The organism is Vibrio sp. S12_S33, from assembly GCF_963889785.1.
GTDB classification, from domain to species: Bacteria; Pseudomonadota; Gammaproteobacteria; order Enterobacterales; family Vibrionaceae; genus Vibrio; species Vibrio aestuarianus.
The window spans coordinates 1-211 of record NZ_CAWPQZ010000478.1 but is presented as its reverse complement, the minus strand read 5'-3'; the positions used below and the strand labels follow the sequence as shown (position 1 = coordinate 211).

The following is a 211-nucleotide window of genomic DNA, read 5'->3' as shown; positions in this document are numbered from 1 at the left end:
TCGGCTCCCGAGCAGTACAACCACATATAACATTGCTTGTCTTCCTTAAGCACATTGAGCGGCGTTTCATCGGCCTGAACCACAACTTGTTCGAGTAAGTGAGTCTTCAGTGCCTGATAAAGCGGTTGACGTTTACCACGACGTTTAATGGTCGTCGTTGTGGTGGTGATAACCTCATCTTCCGCTTTCGCCGCTTCACATTCTGCCTCAT

1 protein-coding gene is annotated in these 211 nt (G+C 48.8%); it reads right to left on the bottom strand.

Annotated elements, in window-relative coordinates; all coding sequences use genetic code 11:
- On the bottom strand, nucleotides 1-211 hold a 211-nt coding region (locus tag AACW06_RS20805; protein WP_238336804.1), incomplete at both ends, for an IS66 family transposase.